14 protein-coding genes are annotated in these 24,566 nt (G+C 67.7%); 4 read left to right on the top strand and 10 right to left on the bottom strand.

Annotation, left to right across the window (positions count from 1 at the left end; translation table 11 throughout):
* Positions 1-102: 102 nt before the first annotated feature.
* Positions 103-420 carry a DUF6457 domain-containing protein gene (locus NNX35_RS13875; RefSeq protein ID WP_255767093.1) on the bottom strand — a complete coding sequence of 106 codons (318 nt, stop codon included), beginning with the start codon at positions 418-420 and terminating at the stop codon, positions 103-105.
* A 143-nt stretch (positions 421-563) separates the two neighbouring features.
* Between NNX35_RS13875 and NNX35_RS13870 the strand changes: the two genes are divergently transcribed.
* The 4 genes from NNX35_RS13870 (at position 564) to eccCa (ending at position 7,336) form a co-directional block, all read left to right on the top strand.
* Positions 564-941, top strand: a complete 378-nt coding sequence (locus NNX35_RS13870; protein WP_255767092.1) for a hypothetical protein — start codon at positions 564-566, stop codon at positions 939-941.
* Between the two features lie 5 nt (positions 942-946).
* Positions 947-2,272, top strand: a complete 1,326-nt coding sequence (eccD, locus tag NNX35_RS13865; RefSeq protein ID WP_255863414.1) for a type VII secretion integral membrane protein EccD — start codon at positions 947-949, stop codon at positions 2,270-2,272.
* Positions 2,273-2,363: 91 nt separating this feature from the next.
* Positions 2,364-3,332, top strand: coding sequence for a hypothetical protein (locus tag NNX35_RS13860; RefSeq protein ID WP_255868071.1), 969 nt, complete (start codon positions 2,364-2,366; stop codon positions 3,330-3,332).
* Positions 3,329-7,336, top strand: coding sequence for a type VII secretion protein EccCa (gene eccCa, locus NNX35_RS13855; RefSeq protein WP_255868069.1), 4,008 nt, complete (start codon positions 3,329-3,331; stop codon positions 7,334-7,336). The genes NNX35_RS13860 and eccCa overlap by 4 nt, the downstream gene beginning before the upstream one ends.
* Before the next feature lie 27 nt (positions 7,337-7,363).
* Here eccCa and NNX35_RS13850 read toward each other — a convergent pair whose 3' ends face one another.
* The 9 genes from NNX35_RS13850 to NNX35_RS13810 form a co-directional block, all read right to left on the bottom strand.
* Entirely contained in the window at positions 7,364-8,515 is a 1,152-nt protein-coding gene (locus NNX35_RS13850) for an RDD family protein (RefSeq protein ID WP_255868068.1), read from the bottom strand.
* Entirely contained in the window at positions 8,516-9,313 is a 798-nt protein-coding gene (locus NNX35_RS13845; protein WP_255868067.1) for a hypothetical protein, read from the bottom strand.
* Between the two features lie 90 nt (positions 9,314-9,403).
* Positions 9,404-11,005 (bottom strand): serine/threonine-protein kinase, encoded by a 1,602-nt coding sequence (locus tag NNX35_RS13840; protein ID WP_255868066.1) that lies wholly within the window; start codon positions 11,003-11,005, stop codon positions 9,404-9,406.
* Entirely contained in the window at positions 11,002-12,588 is a 1,587-nt protein-coding gene (locus NNX35_RS13835) for an FHA domain-containing protein (RefSeq protein WP_255868065.1), read from the bottom strand. The genes NNX35_RS13840 and NNX35_RS13835 overlap by 4 nt, the downstream gene beginning before the upstream one ends.
* Positions 12,585-13,478, bottom strand: a complete 894-nt coding sequence (locus NNX35_RS13830) for a PP2C family serine/threonine-protein phosphatase (RefSeq protein WP_255767082.1) — start codon at positions 13,476-13,478, stop codon at positions 12,585-12,587. Before NNX35_RS13830 ends, NNX35_RS13835 begins: the two co-directional genes overlap by 4 nt.
* A gap of 7 nt (positions 13,479-13,485) precedes the next feature.
* The gene (locus tag NNX35_RS13825; RefSeq protein ID WP_255868064.1) at positions 13,486-15,963 is read right to left on the bottom strand and encodes a transglutaminaseTgpA domain-containing protein; all 2,478 of its coding nucleotides are present in this window, start codon (positions 15,961-15,963) and stop codon (positions 13,486-13,488) included.
* Positions 15,960-17,318 carry a DUF58 domain-containing protein gene (locus NNX35_RS13820; RefSeq protein WP_255868063.1) on the bottom strand — a complete coding sequence of 453 codons (1,359 nt, stop codon included), beginning with the start codon at positions 17,316-17,318 and terminating at the stop codon, positions 15,960-15,962. The genes NNX35_RS13825 and NNX35_RS13820 overlap by 4 nt, the downstream gene beginning before the upstream one ends.
* 8 nt (positions 17,319-17,326) lie before the next feature.
* Complete coding sequence (locus tag NNX35_RS13815; protein WP_255767272.1) at positions 17,327-18,304, bottom strand: MoxR family ATPase; 978 nt, start codon at positions 18,302-18,304, stop codon at positions 17,327-17,329.
* An 86-nt stretch (positions 18,305-18,390) separates the two neighbouring features.
* Positions 18,391-24,411 (bottom strand): Ig-like domain-containing protein, encoded by a 6,021-nt coding sequence (locus NNX35_RS13810; RefSeq protein ID WP_255868062.1) that lies wholly within the window; start codon positions 24,409-24,411, stop codon positions 18,391-18,393.
* Between the last annotated feature and the right edge of the window lie 155 nt (positions 24,412-24,566).

Below are 24,566 nucleotides of genomic sequence, written 5' to 3'. Positions count from 1 at the left end.
GGCACCATGTAGCGGCACCCATGTGGCGGCACCCATGTAGGCAGCCAAACGCACAACAGGCCAGGACTTCGGTCCCGGCCTGTTGTGCGTATTGACGTCTGCTTACTGGGCAGAGCCCTTCCAACCGGGCTGGTCCGGACCTTCCAAGCCGGTTTCAGCCAGCTGGAAGGCGGTTTCCGCCGCTTTCCGGACCGCTTCTTCAGAGGATTTCCGCCCGCTGGTGGTGGTGAGCCCGGCTGCGTACCCGACCACAAAGGCACTGACCAGGCCCGCGTTGTCTGCAACGGTCCGGGCCGACTTCTCCGCCAGCTCCACGAGCATCTTGTGGTCCACTTCAAGATCCAGGATCTGCAGCGCCTGGGTGAGGCGCCGGCTCCAATCGTCCAGTCGGCGCTCTTCCATCTCCGGGTTGGTGCTCATTGCGGCTCCTTCATCGGTGCGTGTGCGGTGAATAATTACTCAAGCTTTAGCACCCGCGGCCCGGCATCCACAACGTACGCCACAGCTTCGGCGGTGCGGCTCCGGCGCGTGTGACGCAGACCCCACCCGGATCGTGTAAGGATATGTCGGTACTTGTCCAAGTGGTGGGGGGACTTATTTTGGCGAGCGACTATGACAATCAGCTGATCGAATCCGTGACCGTGCGCCGGAACCGGCTGCTCGGCGCCCTGCTGTACGGGGAAAACCCGAACGAGCGCCGGTGGATGGACAGTGTGCGCCTCTTCCTGTTCAGCGTGGCTGCCGCAGCGGTCATCGCCGCGGTCTGCGTGGGGTATTCCTTCGTGAGCAACCTCCTGGAAGAGAACCGCCAAAAGCAGGAGGAGCAGCGCCGGCAGCAGAATTCGGCTGCCTACCACTCTTCGGACCCCCGCGATGCGCATTACGACGCCGGCCCCGCCGGCCGGTACAACGTTGCCTTTTCGATGCAGACAGGATCCTAGCCGCCATGGCCCATGCCTTCACCCGAGTGACACTGATCGGTTCCCGGCGCCACCTGGACCTGCTGCTGCCGTCGGACCAGCCCGTTGGCGCACTGATGCCGCAGGTCCTGGAGCTGCTGAACGACCCGCCGGCAGATGAGGTAGCCGCCAAGGTCCTGGTGGGACCCGACGGCACCGAGTTGGCCGCGGAGAGCACGCTGAGCAGTGCGGAAATAGCCGACGGTTCCTCCCTGCTGCTCTGCAACGCGTCCGAGGCACCCCCCGCCGCCGTCGTCTATGACGTCACGGACCTGGTGGTCAGCGAGACCGAGGCCGTCTCCGGCCGCTGGACCGACAGGTTCCGGGAACTGACCGCCGGCATCTTCGCTGCCGTGGGCCTGTGGGCAGGGGCAGAGATCCTCCTGGGCTCGGTGGCCCCCGACGACGCCTGGTGGCTGCTGCTCTCCGCGTCCCTGGTGCTCCTCACGGCCGGCACTGCGCTGGCACGGCCGCCCCGGACCTCCGCCATCGGTCCCACCCTGCAGGGGGCCGGCTGGCTGCTGGGCCTGGGCGCCCTGCTGCGCGGCGACCTGGAACCGGAAACAACCCTGCTGTTGTTCGCCGGGCTGTCCGTCCTGACCCTTGTGGGAATGGGGCTGAGCGCAGCCAACCCGCGGGCCCTCTTCACGGGCGCCGGCACCCTTGCCTTGGCCACCGTGATCTGGGCGGCGGCGGGGATCGTTTCCGAGAACCCTTCCCGCACGGCAGCGCTGGCCGCCGTGGCGAGTGTCCTCCTGCTCGGCCTGCTCCCGAAGCTGGCACTGTCCGCCTCCGGCCTGGCAACCCTGGATGACCAGCGTGCCACCGGTGGAACCATCAGCAGGACGGATGCGCTTGAGGCCGTGGCCGGTGCCCATCGGGGCCTCACCCTGGGCGCGGTCCTTACATCGGTTTCCATAGCGTTGGGGCTCTGGGTGCTCGGTACCGACACAGAGCACCAGAAATGGACGCTGTCGCTGCTGTTCGCCCTGACCCTGGCGGTCTTCCTCCGGGCCCGGTCCTTCCCGCTCGCCGCCGAACGCATTTCGCTGTACGCCGCGTCCGGAGTGGGGCTGACCGCCCTCACCCTCGCATCCCTGCGGTTTTTCTCCTCCGCGCCCTGGGCTGTGGGCCTGGCGGTGCTGATCCTTGCCGCCTGCATCGCGGTCAGCCTGACCCTTGATCTGCCGGACCACGCCGAAGCCCGCCTTCGCCTGCTGGCCAAGCGCCTGGAGACCTTCGCCATCCTGGCATCGATTCCCCTGGTCATCGGGATGTTCGGCATCTACTCCCAGCTGTTGGACAGCTTCTGATGGGCGAATCGCTTCACCCGCGGGCCTGCCCGCCATCCGCCACCTTTCATCCCGCTGATCCGGCCGCCGCGGCCGGTGGAGGACTATAGCCATGAGCTCACCCGTGAACGCCGAGCCGCTGCCCTACGGTGCCCCTGGTACCGCCACTCCGGACGGCTTCGAATCAACGCCCCAGCGACTCCGCCGCACCCTGCGGACCCGTCCGGCCGAGGGCCTGCTCCGCCGGTCGGTCAGCTCCGCGGGGAACCTCTTCCGCGGGGATGATTATCCGCACCGTCTGGCCGAGGCCGCGGCCGGGGCGCAGGCGCCGGTGTCCACCGGCCGGCGCATCGCCGTCGTCGGCTCCCGCGGCGGTGCCGGGAAGACCACGCTGGCGGCCCTGCTCGGATCGGTCTACTCCTCCATGCGCACCGACGCCGTTACGGTCCTGGACAACGCTCCCTCCGGCGGCACGCTGGCGCTGCGCACCGGTGTCCCCGACGCAGCCTCCCTGGATATCACCGCAGCTGAGCTGTCCCGCCGCCCGCCGACGTCTCTGGCTGACCTCTCCGCACTGCTGACCCCCGCCGGCCGCGGGAACCTGCTGGTCACCGGGCGCCGCGGCACCGGTGGACGGCCGGCCGCCGACGACGCCGCCGCCAAGGCACTGTCCCTGACCATCTCCCGGTACTGCCCCATCACCGTGATGGACTGCGGCACCGGGCTGGATCTCCCCAGCACGCGGTGGGCGCTTTCCCAGTCGCATCTGGCGGTCTTCACGACAACAGCCTCCGTGGCGGGCCTGGAAGATGCCGGCCTGTACGCCACGGCCTGGCAGCGGGACCCGGCACTGGCGGCCGTGCCGCTGCTGGTGGTGGTAGTCCGGAACCAGCCGGACGCGCCGTTCCGCGCCGACGCCGAAGCCCGCCGTCTGACGCGCATGGGTATCGACGCCGTCGGGCTGGGATATGACCGGCACCTCGCCGCCGGAGTGGAAATCAGCCTTGGCCTGCTCGCCCGGCGAACCCGTCTCGAGGCGGCCGCCCTGGCCGCCGGCGTCCTGGCGAGGGCCACGGCATGAGCGTTCGAATCCTGCACCGGCCGGCCCGGACCACGGCGCCCGCCCGCGGCCTGGAACCCTTCACCATGGACGCCCCGCCGCAGATGCAACAAGGCAAGGGCGGCATGAACATGATGTCGCTGGTCCCCCTCCTCGGCGCAGGCATCTCCATGACGGTCATGATGCTCTTCCGCGGATCCCCGCTGGCTGCCGTGGGCGCTCTGGCCATGGTGGTCACCATCCTGGCCTCCGTCATCATGATGGTCAGCCAGCGCGGCAAGCAGGGCCGCCAGCGCAAGGAACAGCGGGAAAACTATCTCGAGTATCTGGAACGCTGCCGTGCGACGCTCCGCGCCGAGGAACACACGGCCGTCAAGGTGGCCCGGATTGCCAGCCCGCCGCCGGACGCCCTGTTCGACATCATCCGCAACACCCGCCGGATCTGGGAGCGGCGGCGGCACAACGAGGATTTCCTGCACGTGCGCATCGGTACCGGTCCGCGCCAGAACCGTGAAGTGCAGATCATGAACTCCGGTTCGGCGGTAATGCAGAGTGACACCTTCATGACGACCGAATTGGAGATCCTCAAGCGGCGCTACGAGTCCAGCCCCGAACTGCCGTTGACGGTACCGCTGGACTGCGCCGGGAATGTCAGCATTGTCGGCTCACGGGAGTTCGTGCTGCGGGTCAGCCGCCTGCTGCTGGTCCAGGGTGCGGCTTTCCATTCCCCGGAGGACCTCCACCTGGCCCTGGCCGTGCCCGAGGCCGAACGGGAGAACTGGGAGTGGGCCACGTGGCTGCCCCACCTGGCCGACCAGAAAAGCACTCACCGCACCGGACCCGTCCGGCGGCTCGCCCCGTCCATGGACGTCTTGTCGGACCTGCTGGCCGATGACCTCCACGGACGTTCCAGCCTGGCCGCGGAGTCCCGGAAAAACTTCCTGCGCGGAGGCGTGGGCACGGCGCTGCCCCGCCTGCTGGTGGTTGCCGATTCCTACGGAGAGCTGCCGGTGGAGCTGGCAGTCCCGGACAAGCAGTCCTCCCCCGGCGCCCTTGGGATCACCACGCTGTTCCTGGTGCAGGAACGCCGGCAGGAACCCAGCGAAGTGGCCATCCGCATCAGCGAGGACGGCGAGGGCTTCCGGGTGGAAAACTACCGGGCCGACCCCGTGGAGCCGGTGATCGAGGCGGGCACCCTGGACCAGTTGCCGGTCCCGCTCGCACAGTCCCTGGCCCGCAGCCTGGCCCCGCTGCGGCTCTCCCCCGATTCGATGGAACACGATTCCTCGGAAAACTCCCAGGGGTTCCTGGAAATGCTGGGCCTCTCCCCGCGCCTGGATGAAGCCGATATCCGCCGGTTGTGGAAGCCCCGCGGGGAGGTGGACTTCCTGCGGGTTCCGCTGGGTCCCGATGACCGCGGCCGTCCGGCCCTGCTGGACCTGAAGGAATCGGCACAGTTCGGGCACGGCCCGCACGGCCTGTGCGTGGGTGCCACCGGCTCCGGCAAGTCCGAAATGCTGCGCAGCCTCGTGGTGGGCCTGCTGGCCACGCACTCCCCCGAGGTGCTGGCCATGGTGCTGGTGGACTACAAGGGCGGCGCCACCTTTGCCCCCTTCGCCAACGCACCCCAGGTCACCGGCGTCATCACCAACCTTTCCGACGACGTCAGCCTGATCGAACGCGTCTATGCCAGCCTCTCCGGCGAGATCCAGCGCCGGCAGGAAGTCCTTAAGGAAGCCGGCAACCTCGCCAACATCACCGACTACCAGCTGCACCGGCAGGAGCTGCTGGCGCAGGGCAAGGACCTGGCACCGCTGCCGCACCTGGTGGTGATCATTGACGAATTCGGCGAGCTCCTGACCGCACGCCCGGACTTCATTGAGCTTTTCCTGTCCATCGGCCGCATTGGGCGGTCGATCGGCGTGCACCTGCTGCTCTCCAGCCAGCGCATCGAGGGCGGCAAGCTCCGCGGCCTGGATACCTATCTGTCCTATCGGATCGGCCTGCGCACGCTCTCCGAAGCTGAGTCCCGCACCGTGCTGGACACCCCCGATGCCTTCCACCTGCCGCCGGTCCCCGGGTTCGGGTACCTGAAGGTGGACACCACCACGTACACCCGGTTCAAGTCCGGGTATGTCTCCGGCCCCCTTGAGCTGGAAGAAGAGGACGAGCCGGAGACCGACGACGCCGGGCGGCCCGCCGTCCTGCGCGTCCCGCGGTATGCCGCGACCCTCGAAGAGGCTGTACCGCAGGACCCCGCCAAACCGGCGTCGACCTCCGGCTCCAAGCGGACCACCGGACCCACGGTGCTCTCCACCCTGATGGACACGCTCGCGAAATTCCCCCGCGCCGTCGAACCGATCTGGCTGCCGCCGCTCCCCGGAGGCATTGCGCTGGACATCGCCGCGGGCGGGCTGGACGCCACCAGCCACGGCATTCGCCTGGCTACCGGCGGCGGTTTGAAGGTCCCGGTAGGGCTGCTCGATGATCCGGCGAAGCAGTGGCAGGGCATCTGGGAACTGGACCTGGCTGCCAACGGCGGCAATGCGGCAATTGTCGGCGGACCGCAGACCGGCAAAAGCACCGCCCTGCGCACGCTCGTCGCCAGCCTGTCCCTGACCCATTCCCCGGCCGAAGTGGGTATCTACGCCATTGACCTCCTCGGCAGCGGCCTGGTTCCGCTCGAAGGGCTCCCCCACGTGGGTGGTGTGGCGGTACGCACCAACCGTGAGGTGGTCCGCCGGACGGTGGATGAAATCCTGGCCATGCTCTCCCAGCGGGAGCGGATCTTCGAGAAGTACCAGATCGACTCGCTGCCCACTTTGCGCCGTCTGTGTGCGCAGGGCGGCATCCCGGAACTGCCCAGTGCGGACATCGTGATGGTGCTGGACGGCTACGGGCAGCTCTCGGACGAGTTCGAAGAGATTGAAAAATCCGTGCATGCCCTGATCAGCCGCGGCGGCGGGTACGGCATCCATGTGGTGGTGACCTGCTCGCGGATGAACGAAATCCGCATTGCGCAGCAAAGCTTCTTCGGCAACCGGATTGAACTGCGCCTGTCCGATCCCGGGGAGTCTGCGCACGGCCGGAAACTGGCCGAGGCCGTGAGCCCGGGAACGCCCGGCCGGGCACTGATGGACCGGAAGCTGCAGGGGCATTTCGCCCTTCCGCGCATCGACTCCGAATCGGACCCGGACACCGCCAACTCCGGGATGCGGGACCTGGTGGACGCGGTTTCCGCCTCCACGGACGAACGCGCCATGCAGGTCCGCGTCCTGCCGGCAGTGGTGGACGCAGCAACCGCCCCCACGCCGGCGGCCCCGGCCACTGTGCCGCTGGGCCAGCGCGAGACGGACCTGGGCACCGAGCTGCTGGACCTGCACAACAAGGAACGCCATCTGGTGATCATGGGCGACGACGGCGCCGGCAAGACCAACGCCATGCGGTCGGTGATCCGCCGCCTGGCCGAACAGCACAACGCCGAGGACATTGTGTTCGCGGTTTTCGATCCGCGGCGCACGCTCGCGGACGAGGTGCCGGACGACTACCTGGGCGGTTATGCCACCAGCGCGGCCCTGGCCGAACAGCTGGCCTCCGCCGTAGCCGGGGAGCTGCAGAAACGGATCAGCGCCACCCCCGAAGAGGTCGCCGCCCTGCCCCGGGTGGTGCTGGTGATCGACGACTATGACGTACTGACCGCCGGTGGCTCGTCCCCCCTGAGCAGGTTGACGCCCTTCCTGCCGCTGGCCCCGGAAATCGGACTGCACGCCGTGCTTTCCCGCCGGGTCCGCGGTGCCAGCCGGGGCATGTACGAGTCCTTCTTCACGGCCCTGCGTGATTCCGGTGCCGCTGCGCTGATCCTCTCCGGCGACCGCGGGGAAGGCACGCTCATCAACGGTGTCCGGGCCCGGGCACTGCCACCGGGACGCGCCCAGTTGGTCCAGCCCGGACGGCCGGTACAGACCCTCCAGCTGTTCTGGAACGAGACGGCCAGCGACGTGCTGGTGGGAGAACCGGCGCGCTGATTACAGGCTGGACGCGGCCCGGGACTCCTATGCCCGGGAGACGGTGAAGCTGCGGTCACCGAAGAAAACGGTGCTGCCCGCGGGGGCAAGGACAGGGCGCAGCGGTTCGAGTTCCTCCCGCAGTCCCTGGGCGGTGACGACGGCGCTGCCGTTGGTCGAATTGCGGTCCGTCACCCAGACGCCGTTTGGATCCGCCTGCAGGTGCAGATGGGTCTTGGAGACCGAGCGGCCCATGTCCGCGAAGTCGAGTAGCTGCCCCACCGTTTCCTGGGGCTTGGTTGCCGGGTTCCGCCCCAGCAGCGCGGTGCCTGTGACGACGACGGCGGCACCGTCGTCGAACTGCATCAACACGCCGGTCGAGCGGTGCCGGGACGCTACCCGGGTCATTTCCAGCTCATCGTCCGGATGCTGGGGAACGTCTGCCGGGGCAGCGGCAGGAGCTGGGGCCGGCACAGGGGCCGGCAGCGCCCCGGCAGTCAGCGCCGCAGCCGCCGCGCGCCGCGGGGAGACCGGAGCCGGGACGGGCGCACCAGCCGGTGCAGCAGGAGCACCAGCCACGGCAGCAGGCACGGTCTGGAACGGGGACGAAGCAGTCTGGGGGACGGCGGAAGAGGGGAACCCCGGCACCGCAGTGACCGGGGCGGCAGCAGAGCCGGCAGGCGTCGTCGTCGGCGGGACGGCAGGTGTAGACCCGGAGGCGTCGGCGGACCGGATTCCGCCGGTCAGCAGCGGATCACGGCCGGCCCGCACGTCCACCACCAGGGTGCCGGCAACCTTGTCATGCCAGCCCTGCCGCTGGTGGTTCTTATCCCACAGGTTGGAGACCAGCAGAACCACCGGCCCTACCACCACGACGCCGGACACCCCGAGCAGTGCGTTTCGCAGCAGCACGGGGACCAGCCCCGGGGCGTGTCCGTTGGCGTCGGTGGTCCGGATGCCCAAGGCGAGGTTTCCCGGGGTCTTGCCGGAGCCGGCTTCCCAGATCCAGAGCCACAGGGCATATCCGCCGGCCAGTACCGCTCCCGTTGTCATCCCCAGTATCCGGGCGTCGTCGCCCCCGACCAGCGAGAACAGCCAGGTCACGGCCAGCAACAGCACCGCGGACGGCAGCGCGTCCAGTACCTTGGCGGCCAGTCGCTGGAAAGCCGTGGCATTGACGAGGTTCGTGCTGGAGGCCATCTAGGTGTTCCTTGTCGTTCTGTTGATCGAAGTACGGGCCCCGGGCAATGCCGCTTCGGGTGCCTGCTGCTGCACGTTTTCGCGAATGGGAGCGGTCCCTGCCGGATTATCGGCAGGACGGTCCAACAGTGCCAGGTCGGCCGAGGTTACGAGCTGGGATGTTACGGCATGCTCCACCAGACGGGCCCGCCGGTTCGACGCCGGTTTTCCCTCGGCTCCGCGCAGGCCCGCCACACCCACCCGGTCCAGCTTTTCGCACACGTTATCCAGCTTCCGGTTGAACCGGGTCTGCGACCAGCCCAGCCGCTCCGCTGCCTCCGCGGATGTCGGCAGGGCACTGTAGCCGGTGCCGTCTCGCCGCAGCAGCGGTTCTGCCAGCGCCACCATCACTGCCTTCTGGGACTCGGTGAAGAGCACGGGACCGATGGTGGTGTCCCCGCCCTCGGCTGCGCTGAGGGGATCCTGCCGGAAGGTGGGCGTTTTCAGGTGGACATCGAATTCGTAGGTGGTGGAACCGGCACTGAAGATGATCCGGGTCTGTTCAAAGACCATGGGAAGCCGGGCACCGGGAGCCAACCAGGCCTGCATACCGCCGCCCGAGTCCGCAATGGTGGCCGAAATCCGGCTGCCGATATTCGTCAGCCACCAGATGCCGTTGTCCTTGGCAATGCTCAGGAACTTCCGGTGCAGGTAGGGATTGTCATCGATAGCCAGGTCGCCCTCCCTGCCGATGCTGAAAACGGCAGGCTCCTGCGGCTCGTACCATTCGCCGCAGTACTCTATGGCAAGCTCCCCCACGCGTCTCCCCCTTGTCCGGTTGCCCGGCTTTCCGTGCGGCTCCCCCATGGCCCCGCTACGTCCTCATTGTCCATCCGCACCTGCTGCTTCTCACTGCGGCGCGCAGAACGCCACCGGCGGCGATGCTTTTCCGTTGTCCCTCGCCACCTGCACTTCTATGCAGGTCTCGCCGTCCGACGCCGGAACCTGTGCGTTGGTCTCCGGGGTCCGGACCATCTCTCCCCGGGCCGTGGCGCTGACCGTCCGCCACAGATAGATATCCCCGTCTGCGGGTTCCGGGTTGCTCCAGGTGAACAACACCGAACCGTCCGCCACAGTGGCCGCCAGCGATTCCGGCGGAAGGACCGCACCTTCGGTTCCCGCCAAGGGGTTCTGCGCGGATTTCGACGGCGTGGGCAGGACGCTCTTCGGCTCCGTCTCGGGCAGCAGCAGGGCCGCGGCGACAATGCCGACGGCGGCCGCTGCCGCTGTCACCAGGCCGATGCGCAGTGCGGTCTTGCCCCGGCGCCGAGGCGGTTCCGGCCAGCTGAAAGCCTGCGGAGCTGCCGGGTCCACGGCCCCCGGAGCCGGTACCACCGTCGCAAGCCCCGAACGCATTACCGTGCCCTCATGGACCGCGGCAGCTTCGCCGCCGCCGGAGGGGGCCGGGGAAACCGTGGCCGGAACCGCCGCCCGCGCCGTACCGGGCGCGCCGGTGACTGACGACGTCGGGCGCTGCAGGGGTGCCCGGCGCGGCGGCGTGGTGGTGCCTGGATCGATGGAGACGACGCGCCGGATGCGGGTGCGGTCCTCGTCCTCGCCGCTCTCCTCAGTCGGGTCCGGTTCCTGCAGCACCTCGAACGGGGTGCTGGCGAGGTTCAGCTCGCCTTGGATCCGCTGCAGTGCCAGCCCGAAGGCGTAGGCGGAAGAGAACCGCGACTCGGGCGACTTGGCCATCGCCGTGGCCAAAGCCAATTCCAGGGATTCCGGGACATCCGCCCGTCCGGTGGGCCGCAGCGGCTGGCTGACGATCCGGTCGATCAGTTCACGCTGGGTATTGCCCTGCCCGGGCAGCACAAACGGCGAACGCGCTGCCAGCAGGGTGTACAGGGTGGCGCCGAGGGCCCAGACGTCAACGCGGATTCCGTCTGCCCGGCTGCCGGTGAGCGCTTCCGGAGGCGACCAGGGAATGGACAGCCCCAGGTCCTCGTCCTCGGCGGCCTCGGTGGTGCCGGAAATCCCGAAGTCGGTCAGGGCGGGACGGTTGTAGTCCGTGGTGAGGATATTGGCCGGTTTAATGTCCCGGTGGGCGATCCCGGCACGGTGGGCGGTCTCGACGGCGGACGCCACCTGGATGCCGATGGTGAGCACTTCAGCCAACGGCAGGCCGCCCTGGCGGTACCTGATGTCGAGGCTGGGCCGGGAGCAGTACTCCATGGCCAGATAGGAGTGGCCTGCCTCAGTGATGTCCGCTTCGTAGATGGTGACGATGTACGGGTGCGAGGACAGCTGTGCCATGAGGTTCGCTTCGGCCTCGAAACTGCGCCGGGCACTGTTGGTGCGCAGGTCCGAGAGCAGCACCTTGACGGCAACGCGCCGCCGGGGATGGTCCTGCTCATAGAGGTAGACGTCTGCAAAACCGCCGGAGCCCAGGTGCCGCAGATAGCGGTAGCCGGAGATCTCCGGCGGGGGCGCCGGAGCACGCTTCTTCATGCCAGTCCTTCGAACCGGATCCAGACGTCGTCGCCGAGCTCGGCGGTGTCGCCGTCGAGCACGATTACCCCTTCACCCTGGCCAAGGCGGTGCGGCAGCTGTCCTTCGCGGACCAGCACGGTGCCGTTGGTGGAGAACAGGTCCCGGAGCATCACGTGCCATCCCTCCAGCCGGATCTCCGCATGCGAACGGGAAATATCGCCTCCGCTGCTGGGCACCTGCACCATCCGCGGCATGTCGGAGCCCTGGGTCCTGGCCACTGACGGCTGGCGTCCAACAATAATGTTCCGGTCCAGGACCTCCGCGTGACCGGTGGAAAACACGGCCCGTCCCAGGGCAGGACGGCTAACCGGGTGGGGCTCTTCGCCTAGCGGCTGCCCGCAGTGTACGCACACGCTGCGCGTAGGCGGATTTGCGTGCCCCTGCGGGCAGGTGCGGGCCAGAACCGTCGGGGCCGTATTCGGGTGCCCGGCAGGAGCAGGCGCCGGTGCTGCCTTCGTCAGTTCGCTGCTCATGATGGTGTCGCCGTCGTGGTCCAGGTCTTCCGGAGCCTGATCGGCAGTTGCCGCCGGGGCTGCCGCCGGTGCCGGGGCTGCAGGCACGGGGGCTGCAGCAGCGGGAACGGGGGCTGCAGGCACCGGGGCTGCAGCAGCGGGAACGGGGGCTGTGGCCGGACGCCCCGGGGCACCGGCGGGAGCCGTCGAGGTGCCGCCCAGCCACGGAACTGAATCGATCAGCGCACCGGACGGCGCGTCAGCCGCCTTCGGTGCAGGCGGAAGGGATGCTTCGGCAGGCTGGAGGGTATCCGACGGGACGAAAGCCTCCTCCGGGGGACGGACGGTCTCACTCAGGTCCGGTTCCTCTGCGGAAACCTGCTCCTGCACGGGTTCGACGGTTTGCTCCGCTGCCGGAACGGGTTCGACGGTTTGCTCCGCTGCCGGAACGGGTTCGCCGGAGGCGGCAGCGTTCCCTTCCGGGGAAGCGACCTGGATTGGTGCCGGCCGGGATTCCACCGGCTGGACAGGCACCGGCTGGACCTGCGCGGGCTGGACCTTCGCGGGCTGAGCTTCGGCGGGCTTCGCACCGGCGGTTCCCTGCGCACCGACTACCCGCGCCCCGACTTCCAGGGAGCCGAATTCCAGCATCGAAACCAGGGCAACGCCGCTTTCGAGCGGCAGCAGCGGATTCTCCGCGGAACTTCCGGCAGCACCAGCCGAAGCCGCGGTCTTCAGGGTGAACGAACCGCCGGCAGGCAGGACCCGCTCGCTCCAGGTGGTGACAAATTCGCCGGACGCCGCAGGCTCGTCCTTCCCGGTCTGCTGCAGTTCCAGCGGACCGCGCAGGATGACGTGCAGGCGCTCCCGGTCCCGCAGGGAAAGCACACCGAAGGAAGGCATATCGGCCAGGCTGCCGGAGAGTCCCCCGGAGACAACCGAAAAAACGCGGTCGAGTGCCGGCTCCGTGGCCAGCAGTGCCCAGATCTCCCGTACCCGCTCTTCCCCGGTGTCCGGAGGCAGCAGGCACAGTACCGAATCGCGAACCAGGCACACCCACGTCCCGGGGCGGTAGCGCAGGTCTTTCATTCCTCCGGGGTCTTCCGTGATACCGCCGGGTCGGTGCCGGCACCCGCCGGGTCGCCTTCGACCGGACGCGGGCCGGTGGGCTGCTGTTCCTGGGCCCCTCCGGGCAACGTAATGGCGGCGGACTCATGTCCGTCCGGTCCGCCCTCGGCATCGATGACCAATACCGTGACGTTGTCCCGCCCGCCCGAGCGCAACGCAGCCTGCACCAAGGCGGCACAGGCGTCCTGGGGGTTGGTGACGGACGTCAGGATCTGCAGGATGTGCCCGTCGGCAACCTCGCCGGTGAGGCCGTCGGAGCAGACCAGGAGCCGGTCCCCGGGTTCCACCGGGATCAGCCAGAAGTCCGCTTCGGCATCGTTTCCGGTGCCCAGGGCGCGGGTGACTACGTGGCGGCGCGGATGCACCAGGGCCTCGTCCGGGGTGATCTGTCCCAGATCCACCAGTTCCTGGACCTCGGAGTGGTCCACGGTGATCTGTTCCAGCACGCCGTGGCTCAGCCGGTAGGTGCGTGAATCGCCCACGTTGAACACCAGCCAGTAGGGGTTTCCCCCTTCCCGGACGAGGACGGCACCGGTCAGCGTGGTGCCGGCCCGCCCGCCTGTGGCTTCACGGATGCGGTGGTCCGCCTCCTTGACCAGGGCCTCCAGCTGTTCGGCGGAGAACTCCGGCAGGTGCTTGCCCACTATCGGGGAATCACCAAGGGTCCGGACACAGATGCTGCTGGCCACCTCCCCCGCCTCATGCCCGCCCATGCCGTCGGCGATGGCAAAAATCGGGTCTGCGGCGATGAGCGAGTCCTCATTCAGTTCGCGGCGTAGTCCGCGGTCCGAGGCGTAGCCAAACACGGCGTGCATATCGGTATCCGGGGATGCAGTTTCGTCGGAGTTCATTCACGCCCTATCCGGAAGGTTCACTAAAGTGATCTGGCTTACGAGTTCTCTTGCTTACCCTAGCCGACGGCAGCGCCCAGCGGCCCGGGCTGAGGCGGCGGGTCCACATCCGCGCGTCGAGCAGCAGGGAGCGCGGCGAATAGCGGGCCCGCTGGCGCCGCCAGAAACCCACGGATCCTGCGAGCCTGCCCAGGTGCTCCTCAACCTGCTTCCAGTACTCTTCCACCTCGGCCTCGGAAGGTTCACCCGGGCCGAAGATACCTGCGTCGGCGCGCCGGGCCAGGAGAGCAGTCGAATCCGCCGTGACAGGGAACGCATGCTGCAGGAGGGCGGCATGTTCGCGCCGGGTCGCGGTGCTGGGCGGGCGGCTGCCGAGATCGGTGGCCAGGCTCACCACTTCCTTCCAGCCGCCGCCGACCCGCAGGGAGGGTGTGCCGGACTTCCGCCGGGACCGGCGCCGTCGGACCTTGACCAGCAGGATCAGCAACAACGGGCCCAGCAGGATGACAAGCGGCAGCGAGGCCAGGGCCACAAGGCGCAGCCAGTACCGGAACGTAGCCCAGAAGTCGTCTTCCTGCTCCTCCGGGTCCTGGGCCTCGGCCTCGGTGTCCGGAGGCAGCTCGGCAGGTTCCTGCGGCGGAGGCGGCGGCTGCAGGACCTGGGGTTTCGGCGTGGACTTCGGCTGCTGCTGCGGCGGCACCGGTTCGTTGTCCTCATCCGGGGTGGGGAAGAAGGGCACCCAGCCCACGTGTTCAAACTCCACCTCCACCCAGGCGTGGACGTCGTCACCGGTGATTTCCAGCGGCGCCGACGGATCCTTCACTTCGTCCCAATCCGGATAGAAGCCCATGACCACGCGAGCCGGGATGCCCAGCTTGCGTGCCATCAACGCCATGGCGACGGCATACTGCTCGTCGTCGCCGACCATTTGGTCCGCGTCCATCAGCCGCAGCATCCGCGCGGCTCCGTGGCCGGGCAGCGAGGGGGTCTCCCCCTCCTTGCCGTTGCTGAAGAAACCCTCCGAGGCGAGGATCTGCTGCAGGCGGCGCACGCGCTGGACCGGGCGGGACTCATCCCCCACGTAATCCGCCGCCTTCGAGCCCAGGATCGGCGGATCGTTGTAGACCCGGGGAAGCTGGGTGGAGGAGAAGCGGTATTTGGCCAACTGGGCGTCGTCGGGCTCTTCGGGGAAAAGGACACTGGCCTCATAAGTGTCCCCGGGCTGCAGCTGCGCCACCGTCAACGCCGTACCGGAGGCTTCGCTGTAGTAGAGGCCGGCGGCAAGGTCCGCGGCCCGATCACCCGCTACCTTGAAGCCCGTGGCCTGCCCGCCTGCCGGAACCCAGGCGCCGCTGTACTCGCCAACGGTGAACTTCAGGTTCGCCTTGGTGCCGTCCTCGTCGGCCGTCTGGGCCAGGTCCGAGCGTGCGTCGCCCACGCGGGTGAAGTTCCCGTTGCTGCCCGGGTCCACGGTGTAGACCACGCCGTCGTAGGCGTCCAGGGCGGCCAGGCGGATGCGCTGGCCCTCGGGCAGTCCTTCCACCGTAAAGAGGGTGGTGTCCGATTCGTCCTTCACATACCGCCGGAAATCCGTGAGCGGGCTGGGATAGTCGAAGAGGTCCACGGGTGGCTCGACGACGTCGCGCAGCACCCGGCGGTCGGTGCCCTGGTCCAGCAGCGGAGCCGTTCCAAGGGACGCAGCCAGCGCTGCGGCAAGCACGGCCGCTCCGAAACCGAGCCGCCGCGCGCGGGCGGCACGGGCCGCAGCGGACGGTTGCCCGGACGCACTGCGGAGGTTTCGCCTGGTAGCCTCCCCCGCGGACGCCGCGGCAGCCGGGCCGGTGCCCTCCAGGGTAATGGTTTCAACCGTGGACCGGCCCAGCTCCCGCCGGTAAGCGAGCCAAGGCATCGTCAGGGCAATCAGCACGGCCCCGCGGATGCCGGGCAGGGGCGCCTCGTCCGTGCCGAGGGCTATGCCTGCAACGAACACGGCCAGGACAGGAGCCAACGCCCAATAGGGCCGGCGGGCACGCCAGGCGAGGAGCCCGGCCACCAGTCCGCCAATCAGGCCAAGCAGGAACGGCACCACCAGCATGCCTGCCGCGAGACCGACCGGCGGCGCGATGGTCAGCAGGTCCTTCCACGCGAAAACGATGCCCAGGACCAGCACCCGGACGGAAGCGAACGAGGGAATGATGCCGGCGATGGCTTCGAGCGGTGCCGCGAAGGCGCTGCCCAGCAGTACGTAGGTGCCGGCCGCAGCGCCTGCGGTGGCCCAGAATCCCCAGCGCAGCCTGGCGGATGCTTCGGCCAGGCCCAGGCCCAGCAGGATGCCGCCGATTCCGGCTACCAGGAACCGCATGTCCCAGCCGAAGGTGGGTCCGAATCCCAGGATCCCGAGGGTCAGCACTGCCGTGAGCAGCGCCCAGTCAGCCAGCCGGGGCAGCAGGGCTGCCGCCTTCGGGCCGGTTACGTTCGTGCTCACGCGACAGCCTTCCGCAGCACGCCGGGGAGGGACTCCAGGTCCCCGATGTCCAGGACCGCAAGATCGCCTATGGCGGCCAAAGCGGGTTCCAGGCCCGTTCCGCAACGCAGCGCAATACAGCGGATGCCCGGCGGCACCTTCATCGAGGCGGACCGCAGCGCGGCGCCGTTGGGTTCGGTGCCCGTTACAAGGAACACGACAGAGGCGTTGGGCACGGCATCCGCCGTGATCCGGGCCAGGTCGACGATCCCGGAAGTGCGTGACTTACCCTCTGCCTCGGTCAGGCCGTCCAGCATGGCACCCGCAGCGGTGCAGCGCAGCGGCCCGTCCTGGGTCAGCACCGACAGTGCCAGCTGTTCACGGAACGCCTGGACTCCCAGCGAACCCGCAACCGACACTGCCAGTTCCAGGTCCTCCTCGGAGGTGTACTCGGCGCTGCTCAAAGACAGTGCGACCGCCACGTGGGAACGCCGGGTTTCCTCAAACTGACGGACCATCAGGGTGCCCGTCCGCGCGGTGGTCTTCCAGTGGATGTGCCGGCGGTCATCACCGGGAACATAGGCCCTGAGGGCATGGAAGGCCACGTCCGAGCTGGACAGGTCCGTAGTGGGCTCGCCTTCCAGGTCCCGGATGAACCCTGTGGTGGAACCGCTGAGGGACACGGTGCGGGGGTGCACGTACAGGTCCACGGGATCGGCCCAGGTGAGCCGCCTGCCCATCAGCCGCAGCGGATCCTGGCGTACGGATTCCACGGGTCCCACTTTGATGACGGCTCGGCGGCGCGTAGGGATGCTGAAGAGTTCCTCATGTGTGTGTCCCGGACGCATGCGGGGCAGGTCGAACGCGGCGACGGCTCCGCCCACCGGAAGCTCAAAGGTCACCGGCAGCATCGACCGCGCGGCCGTGCTCGTGATGCTGAGGCTGCCTACCGCGGCGTCGCCGACGGCAACCCGGGTGCGGGCCAGGTCCAGTGCCACGTCATAGGAGAGCCGGCCGACGACGAACGCCGTTCCCAGCACCAGCAGGACACCGGAACCTACGGCAGCAACCAGCGCCTCCTGCCAGTTGAACACGGTGCCGAGGAGAACAAGAACAAAGGTGAGTCCCACGGCCAGCCAGCCCAGCGGGCTGACGGCGGCCATGGCCGCACGCAGGCGGCGTCCTGCCGAGCCGAGTCCGGCTCCGGTCCGCGCCAGGACCGGAGCCAGGCGCCGGGCGGCCGGCGCCAGTTTGGGTGCGGCGGCCCGCCAGTAAGCGGAGCGGAGGACTGCACGGCGCATTCGCAGGGCACGTCGGCGCAGGCTGACTGCGGCGCGCTGGCTCCACCGGCCGGCGCGCCCGGAAAACTTTGGCATGGTCGTCCCTAGGCCTGCGCCTGGGCCCGCTGCTGGGGTGCAGCCACGTCGGCAAGCACTGACAGCAGGACGGCTTCGGGGCTGGCTCCGGCAAACTCGGCTTCCGGGTCCATCACGAGCCGGTGGGTCCAGACGGCCGGTGCCAGCGCCTTGACGTCGTCGGGCAGGACATAGTTCCGGCCCTCCGAAGCTGCCCGGATCTTCGCGACGCGAACCATCGCCAGGGCCCCGCGGACGCTGACGCCAAGCCGTGTTTCGGTTGCCGTTCGGGTGGCTGACACGAGGTGCGAGATGTACTCCAGCACTGCGGGTTCCACGTGCACCGTGGTGCCCAGCTCGGCCATGTCCCGGACCGCCGTCGTCGTGATCACCGGGGTGAGGGCCGCCGAACGGTCTCGGGTGGAGGAGCCGGAGAGCAGTTCCAGGGTTGCCTCGTGGTCCGGATAGCCGATGGAGGTCTTGATGAGGAAGCGGTCCAGCTGGGCTTCGGGAAGCCGGTAGGTGCCCGCCTGCTCGATCGGGTTCTGGGTGGCGATCACCATGAACGGCCGGTCCTGGGTGTACGTCTCCCCGTCCACGGTGACCCGGGATTCCTCCATCACCTCCAGCAACGCTGACTGCGTCTTGGGCGAAGCGCGGTTGATTTCATCCGCAAGCACGATGTTCGCGAAGATGGGCCCGCGGTGGAATTCGAACAGCTGCTGCTTCTGGTCATAGATGGTGATGCCGGTGACGTCAGAAGGCAGCAGGTCCGGGGTGAACTGGATGCGGGAGTTGGATCCCTGCACCGTGGCGGCCAGCGAACGGGCCAGCATGGTCTTGCCGGTGCCGGGGGCATCTTCAAGCAGCACGTGGCCTTCAGCCAGCATGGCGGTCAATACGAGCCGGACAACGTCCTTCTTGCCCAGCACCGCTTCACCGACGTTCGCCGTGAGGCGTTCAAAGGTCTCCGCGAACCAGGCTGCCTGTTCTTCGGTCATTGCCATCGTAGTCATTTCTCCAGTTGGTGTTCTTGAGTCGGTGTTCGGCGGGTTGGTGTTCGGCGGGTTGGTGTTCGGCGGGTGCGGCAAGGTCAGTCTTCGTTGCCGGTGCACATGGGCAGTGCGGCGACATTGGGCCCGGACACGTAGGTAACGTCGTTGGAATTCAGGTACCTCATCCCGGTGAAGCCACCTTTGGGAATGTAGAGCCAGATGTCCTTGTTCCCGACCCATTTACAGGTGGCCTCTACTGTCGCGTCGATTGCCGGGGCGCCGGTGAGGCAATACTCGGCCACGGGTTTTACCGGCCTCTCCGGGTGGCTCCAGCACGTCAGCTTGTTCACCGTGCCGGAGAACGGGATACCCGTCTTGTATATCCGCTCCACCACGTCGCTCTTGGTCCCCAGGGAGTTCACCGAGTAGGCCCGCACCGTAACGTCCTGTTTCAGCTGGTTGCCCAGCTCAAGCTGGCCGGAAAGGCCGTACTGGGGTGTGAACGGCTCGTCATTGATCTGCACCCAGACCTCACGGGTGTCGTGGACGCTGGGGTCCGGCGGCTGCCAGGTCACCGTCGCGCGGATGCTCTGGGGGTTACCGTCGAACCCGCCGAGAACGGGTTTCCCCGCCGCACCGTAGGGTTTCACCTCTGCCGCCGCGGCGCTTTGCGGACTCTCATACCTGGCTCCGTCAAAGCTGACGGAGGCCGTGAGCGAGGCCGTAATGGCATTACCGTTGGTGAAGCCGTACAGGACCTGGCCGTTCGTCACCGGGACGGTAGTGCCGTTGCTGAAGTACGCGTAGTAGACAATCTCGCCCGCCTTGGCACCGTTCCGCTGCTCCTTGCTGAGCTCGGTGAAGGTTATCTTTACCGCTCCGCCGGCCTTGGACGTGTTGTCGGCAACCAGCGTGGGAGGCTGCGGGGGCTCCGGATTACCCCGTGCCCGGCGCGGCGCCGACATGGGTCCGGTTTCGCCCCATCCGGAACGGTTGTGGGCACGCACTGCATAGGAGTAATCCTCTTCCGAGTTGGACACCGTGATGGTGGTGCCCGTCTCGGCCGTGCCGGGGAAGGTTCCCACCTGGGCGCCGTTCTGGAAAACCAGCACCTCATACTTGTCGATCGGAGCGCCGTTGTTCGGTGCTGCCTCCCAGCCGATTTTGAGCTGCGATTCGGTGCCCACCGGCTGAGCGGTAATAGTGTTCGGTATGCCCGGGGCACCCGGCAGCCCGTTGGGGGTTTCCGGGACGGAATACTCGCTCCACTCCGACGGGTCGGGGGCCAGATTGCGCGCCTGGATCCGGACGCGGTAGCTGGTCCCGTTCTCGAGGGAACCCCACGTGATCGAGCCCCCTGCCGCCGGAGCGGACTTCTGCGAGACCCCGTTGGGCGGCGCCGGGGAAATCTGGAGGTCGTAACCGGTGATGGGTGAACCCTCGTTGGGCGGCGCCACCCAGTTCACCGTAAGCTCCTTGTCGCCGTAGACCAGGCCGGGCGGCGCCGGGCGGCCCGGCTGCGTATCGGGCCTGGCCACTGCAGACGTGGGCGACGGCGCGGAGGTGCCGTTCGCGTTGGTCGCCGTGACCCGGAAGACGTACTCCACGTTGTTGGTCAGTCCGGTCAACGTGCAGGTGGTGGCCGGGCAGGCCTGGCTGAAACCGTTGGCCGCAGTCACGGTGTACCCGGTAATGGGTGACCCGTTGGCCGCCGGCGGATTCCAGGCCAGCACCACGGTGCGGCTGCGGGTGGACTCAATCACCGGAGTGGAGGGCGCCGCGGGTTTCCCCTGCACCGTCAGGCGAATCTGTCCGACGGCGTTACGCCCGGGTTCGCCGGTGCGGTCCCTGATTGTGTAGCGGACGGTCATGTTGCCCACGAAGTCGGCCCCCGGCGTGACCACAACGGAGTCCCCCTGGCGCACAGCGGTTCCGTTTCCGTCCGCTGCCACGTCGACCAGTTCGAGCGGCTTGTCTTCGAAAGGATTGACGTCGTTGGCCAGGACCGGAACCGTGACGGCACGGCCCTGGACCGCATCCGGAACAATGTCGTCGTTGGCGACGGGAAGTGGGCGGTTCGAGGCCAGGACGATGAGGTCCACCCGCCCGATGACCAGGTCCCCGCGGCCGTCCGTCACCGACACCGAGAGCTCACCCAGTGTGCCGACGGCGGCGTCATCGCGTGCGCTTACCTCAAGGAGGCTTCCGTCCAGCTTGGCGTCGAAGCCCAGCGGCACCGACCCTTCCAGGCGGAACCGGAGCCGGCCAGCGTCCTCCGGGTTCGGGTCGGAGGCCAGGGAAGCCAGGTCCAGCACGGACGGGGCTTCCCCCTTTGCGGTTTCCAGGGAGCCCGAGCTGATGGTGGGCGGGAAGTTCTGGGCCGGCAGCGGAATAACGTTCACCAACACGGTCAAGGTGGCCTTCAAACCCTCCGGATCCTCCGCGCTCACGCCGTCGGTTACCTCGAAGGTGACCGAACCGAGCCCCGAATAATCCGGATGGGGAGCATAACGAAGGACCGTTGGACTGATGATCCGGACCCCGCCGTCCTTGGTACCGATGGCCTTGATGCGTTCGGCCGTGGTGACGCGCGGAGTATGCCCGTCCCGCACGGTTACCAGACTCTTGAGGTTAAGGTCCAGGGTGCTTCCGGCGCGCACTTCCAGCGGCTCGCCCTGCCGCAGCATGGGATATTGGGTGCCCAGGCCGGGTACCCAGATGATGGCGCTCGATGTTCCGCCGTCCTGGTCCACCGCCGTGTACGGGACGATCTGTGCCTCGGTTGCCAAGTCGACCCGGACGACGCCGTCGCCGGAGACGGACGCGCCCGGATGGTCACCGAGGATCCGCACTTCCATCTCCGTGGCAAGCCCGTCAGGATCCTCGTCGTTTTCCAGTACGGGAACTTCCACGAAGCTCTGGTCACGGATCTCGCTAACGTCCACCAGATCATCACGCGAGAGCGGCGGCAGCAGCGGGGCATTCTCGTCCGAGGTCACGGTCACATTGCCGGTTGTCGACGCCCCGCGGTTGTCCTTGAGTCCATAGCTGATGCTGTAAACCCCCGGTGTCTCCGGGGCGGAGAACAGCAGCCTCGGCGGATCTCCGCGGGTTTCCAGTGCCGGATCACTGCTTGTTATGGCCGCTACGTTAAGGGAAACCGGGTCCCCGTCCGGATCCGAATCGTTTCGAAGCACGGACATGGCATGGGCGCGGCCCGGCCGCAGCGCCACGACGTCATCAACGGCCACCGGTCTCTGGTTGGCCTCGGCCGCCGGGGCGATACCAACCTGCACCGTGCCGGTGTTCTCCAGGCCCAGACGGTCACGCACCGTATAGGTGAAGGTGTCCGTTCCTGCCGACTGGGCAAGGGCCGTGTAGTCAATGTAGTTGGGACCCGCGAGCGCCGCTCCCAGGGTCGGCGCGGAACCAATACCGTTCAGGACCACGGAATCGCCGTCCGAGTCCAACCCGTCCAGCGGAATCGGGATGCGCACCGTGGCGCCTGCGACCACACGCCCTTCCACGTTCTGCGGGATGGGGGGTGTGTTTTTCTCGTCGTCGCGGGGTCGGATGTTGATGCGGACCTGGGCCGAGTTTTTCTGCCCGGACTCGTCTGAGACCTCATAGATGGCGTACACGGTCTTCGCAGTCTGGCCCGCCACGAAGCGCAGTTTGTCCTCCGAAACGAACATTTGTCCGTCGGCCGGATCCACCGACTGCGGAAGTACCGGATTCAGCGTCAGCTTCTCTCCCACCGGCGAGGAATCATTGTCCAGCACCGGGATGGTCACCACGTCCCCCACCCGGACCACCGCTTCGTCGGGACCGGTGACCGGGGGCAGCACCGTTTCAGGACGGTCAACCGGGATGACATTGACTTCACCCGTTGCCGTGGACGTTCCGTTCGAGACGGCATATTCGATCGTCATCTGCCGGTCCAGCCCCCGCACGTCATGGATCTGCAGGAGGTTGCGGTCCAGGACAGCCACGTTCACGGGCGTTTCGAGTGCAGAGGTGACGGACTGGACAACCAGCAGGCCGCCGGCCGGGTCCGTATCGTTGCCAAGCACGTCCACAAGCACGCTGCCGCCGCTGGGAAGCAGGGCGACGTCGCGCACGGCCACCGGAGCTCCCTGCCGGCCCGCAGGCTGTGCATCAACGCGGATCAGGCCGCTGGCGCTTTGCGGACCGTTCGTGACCAGGTACTCGATGTAGTAGGTCCCCGGCTCCGTGGGCAGGAAGCCAATGGAACCCGTTTGGTAGTCCGGCGTCAGCGCCAGGCCGTTCTCCCCCTCCGCCTTGGCCAGCGAAAGCTGGCCGCCGGCCGGGTCCAAGTCATTCTTCAACGGGAACATCTGGATGTGCTGGTCCACCGTGGCGGTGAAGTGGTCGAAGTTCACCACCGGAGGCAGGACGCCGGTGGGGCGGACGTCGAACGTCACGATGCCTTCCACCTCGTCAGTGCCGTCCGACACCGTGATCGGCACTTCCTTGATCCCCTGGGTCTTGCCGACGTCCCGGAAATCCAGCAAGCCGTCCGAGTTCGGGTGGACCTGGTCGCCGTCTTCCGTCATTTGGGCATCGGTCAGGACCAGGTCGTCCCCGTCAGCGTCTTTCCAGTCGTTGAGGATGTTCTGGCTGACGGATTTCCCCTGTTCCAGCAGGATCTTTGTGCTGCGGCGCGGCTCAGGCGGGGTGTTGGTTCCCGCGCCGGGCACCGTGACCGTCACGGTGGCCGTGTCCGTGCCGCCCCGGCCGTCAGTGATCTCGTAGGTGAAGCTGCCGGTTCCGGCCGGTGTGCCGGAGGGAATGACAATCTGCAGGGCGGCACCGTTGTAGATGGGCTGCACCGAACCGACCAGGGGCTGGCCGCCGACCACCGAAGCGGTCAGGAGGTCCCCGTCGGGGTCGCTGTCATTGTCCAGCACCTGGAGGATGGTGGTGCGTCCGGCCCGGGCGCCAAGCTGGTCATCAGCGGCCGAAGGCGGACGGTTTTCCGTGGTGCGGTCGGGCAGGGTGTTCACCGGGTTTTCGCTGGCGGACTCTTCCTCGTCGTCACTCGAATCCTGCTGGGGCGGAATGATGTCTCCCCAGTTATCCACCAGCTGCATGTTTTCGAGCACCAGCCAGACGTCACCGCCGTTGACATCGTTGAGCACCACCACGTCCCGGTTGACCCGGAACACCAGTTCGGAGGAGGCGGTGAGGTCGGGGATGTCTTCGCGGGCGTCTTCGGCATCGTTGCCGCAGTTCCGCACGTGGGTTCCGGCTCCCGCCCAGGCTGCGTATACGCAGTCCCCCAGCTTCACCGGCGCGGCGGCCCCGCCGCCGGCGTCGATGTCCGTGACTTCCGGATCTCCGCCGTCGAGCGGCTGGAGGATAAGTGCTTCCTCCGTGGCTATGGCCACGAAGTCGCTCGCCGGCCCGCTCTGCTGGAGTTTGGCGTTCTTGGAGCCAGGAATGCCGACCGTGTCACCGTTGGGCAGCAGCAGCGTTTCGGTCTCCGTGTTCAGGACCACGGCCTGGTTTCCGACGGCGGCGATCTGCGCGTCCTTGAAGTCCTTCAGCGCCGGGGCTTCCTGCTCCTCGGGTTCTCCGTAGCCGCCGTCTTCATCCTTCTCGAAGGTGTAGAGCATGCCGTCTTCCGGTGCTGCCACCACCACGTGGTCACCGGCGGAAACCGCGGCAAGCACCCCGGGGTTCCCTTCCAGTACGGGCTCGGTTTCCCCGTCGCTGAAGAAGCCCATCTCGCTGACAGGGGTAATCCAGACCCTGCCCTGTGCCGGGTCGGTGACCGCCACGGTCTCGGTGCCGAAAGAGAAAGCGGCCGTACCGGGAAGCTGGACTTCCGCACCGCGGACCACGTTGGCCACGTCCACGGGGCTGATCTTGGACTGGTCGGTGTTCAGGTTGAAGACGGTGCCGGCGTTCTGCAGGACATCAAAATTGTCGCTGTTGGCGGTGTAGCCGCCGTCCAGGAGCTTGGAGGGGTAGTTCAGGTGGCCGACCATGCCCTGGGTCCGGTTGGTGACCCAGACACCGCCGTCGTTCAGGTCCACGTCGGCACTGGCAAAGCCGGGATAAAGCAATGCGCCGGTGACCAACGCCGTGGTCACGGCGACAGCCGACCCTACCGAGACTGCTTTCCGCCGCCTACGGCTAAGCAGACGTGCTTTTCCCCCGAGCACTGCCACGATGTTTCCCCCTGGTTATGAACCTGCACCGGAACCGTGGCTCCACCGGGGACAACGCGGCGGACACAGCAGTTCCA

The organism is Arthrobacter sp. zg-Y844 (assembly GCF_024385465.1).
Lineage (GTDB): Bacteria > Actinomycetota > Actinomycetes > Actinomycetales > Micrococcaceae > Arthrobacter_B.
The sequence above is the reverse complement of the archived record's forward strand: the minus strand, read 5'-3'. Positions and strand labels throughout refer to the sequence as shown.

Excerpts from the sequence above, each read along its gene's own strand:
- NNX35_RS13875 (WP_255767093.1), bottom strand. The coding sequence starts at position 420 with ATGAGCACCAACCCGGAGATGGAAGAGCGCCGACTGGACGATTGGAGC.
- NNX35_RS13835 (WP_255868065.1), bottom strand. The coding sequence starts at position 12,588 with ATGAAAGACCTGCGCTACCGCCCCGGGACGTGGGTGTGCCTGGTTCGC.
- NNX35_RS13870 (WP_255767092.1), top strand. The coding sequence starts at position 564 with ATGTCGGTACTTGTCCAAGTGGTGGGGGGACTTATTTTGGCGAGCGAC.
- NNX35_RS13840 (WP_255868066.1), bottom strand. The coding sequence starts at position 11,005 with ATGAAGAAGCGTGCTCCGGCGCCCCCGCCGGAGATCTCCGGCTACCGC.
- NNX35_RS13815 (WP_255767272.1), bottom strand. The coding sequence starts at position 18,304 with ATGGCAATGACCGAAGAACAGGCAGCCTGGTTCGCGGAGACCTTTGAA.
- NNX35_RS13830 (WP_255767082.1), bottom strand. The coding sequence starts at position 13,478 with ATGAACTCCGACGAAACTGCATCCCCGGATACCGATATGCACGCCGTG.
- NNX35_RS13820 (WP_255868063.1), bottom strand. The coding sequence starts at position 17,318 with ATGCCAAAGTTTTCCGGGCGCGCCGGCCGGTGGAGCCAGCGCGCCGCA.
- NNX35_RS13850 (WP_255868068.1), bottom strand. The coding sequence starts at position 8,515 with ATGGCCTCCAGCACGAACCTCGTCAATGCCACGGCTTTCCAGCGACTG.
- eccD (WP_255863414.1), top strand. The coding sequence starts at position 947 with ATGGCCCATGCCTTCACCCGAGTGACACTGATCGGTTCCCGGCGCCAC.
- eccCa (WP_255868069.1), top strand. The coding sequence starts at position 3,329 with ATGAGCGTTCGAATCCTGCACCGGCCGGCCCGGACCACGGCGCCCGCC.
- NNX35_RS13860 (WP_255868071.1), top strand. The coding sequence starts at position 2,364 with ATGAGCTCACCCGTGAACGCCGAGCCGCTGCCCTACGGTGCCCCTGGT.